General features: G+C 72.6%; 1 protein-coding gene. It reads right to left on the reverse strand.

Annotated elements, in window-relative coordinates; translation table 11 throughout:
- Nucleotides 1-1,271 (reverse strand): polyketide synthase dehydratase domain-containing protein (locus B118_RS0124885; protein ID WP_033669955.1); only part of this gene is annotated, 1,271 nt, incomplete at its 3' end.
- Nucleotides 1,272-1,324: the final 53 nt, after the last annotated feature.

Raw genomic sequence — 1,324 nt, forward strand, 5'->3', positions numbered from 1 at the left:
TCAACCAACAACAGCCGGTCCGGGTTCTCGGCCTGCGCCGAGCGGAGCAGCCCCCACACCGCCGCGCCGGCCAGGTCGGTCACATCATCGCCGACGGCATGCCGGGTGAGGACGACGAGCGGGGCGGTCGTGGTCTCGGCCAGCCAGCGCTGGGCGATCGCCAACACCCGGTTCACCTCGGCGTGCACGTCGTCGGTGCCCCCCGCCGGCAGCACCACCAGCTCGGTCGGGCCATCGCCGTTCCCCGGGCCGGTGGTCGGAGTGAGGCCGTCGTCGGTGGGGGCCGGGGCGGTGTCACGGTGCCAGGTCCACGTAGGGGTGGTTCCGGTCGCGGTGCGGCTGAGGGGACGCCAGTCGAGACCGAAGAGCGCGTCGGAGACACCGGTGGCCGTAGTGACCTGCACCGGGCGGAGCACCAGCGACCGCACGCTCGCGACAGGTGCACCGACGGCATCGGCGACCGCGATCCGGATGCCGGTGTCAGACAGGGTGAGCCGTACCCGGAGACTGGTGGCACCGGTGGCGTGCAGTGCCACGCCCGACCAGGCGAACGGCAGACCTCGGTGGGTGTCCTGGTCAGCTCGGGTGAGGGCGTGCAGGCCGGCGTCGAAGAGCGCCGGGTGCAGACCGTAGCCGTCGGTCTCCGCACCGTCGGGGAGATCGACCTCGGCGTAGAGTTCGTCGCCGGTCCGCCAGGCGCGGCGCAGGCCCTGGAAGGTGTGGCCGTAGTCGAGTCCGCCAGCCGCGAGGTCGTCATAGAGCCCGGTCAGGGGCAGCGGTTCGGCATCGGCGGGCGGCCACTCGGTGAGGTCGACGCCGGGGTTGTCGCTGGCGGTCAGGACTCCGGTCGCGTGCCGGGTCCACGGGGCGTCGTCGTGTTCGCGGGAGTGCACCCCGACGGCGCGGCTGCCGGTCGGGTCGGGCGCCTCCACCGCGAGCTGGACCTCGACGCTGCCGCTGTCCGGTACGACGAGCGGCGCGTGCAGGGTCAGCTCGTCGAGCAGGTCGACGCCGACCTGGTCGCCGGCGTGGAGGGCGAGTTCGACCAGCCCGGTGCCGGGGAACACGACGGTGCCGCCGACCGAGTGGTCGGCGAGCCATGGGTGGGTGGCCAGGGACCAGCGGCCGGTGAAGACGACGCCGTCAGTGTTGGCCAACGGCACCGCGGCGTCGAGCAGGGGGTGGGTGGCGGCAAGCAGCCCAGCGCCGACAAGGGCCGGGTCGTAGAGCCAGTAGTGCTGGTGTTGGAAGGCATACGTCGGCAAATCCACCCGCCGCCCACCCCCACACACCACACCCCAATCCAAATCCACACCCGACACCC

Source organism: Salinispora pacifica CNR114, from assembly GCF_000514775.1.
GTDB lineage: Bacteria > Actinomycetota > Actinomycetes > Mycobacteriales > Micromonosporaceae > Micromonospora > Micromonospora pacifica.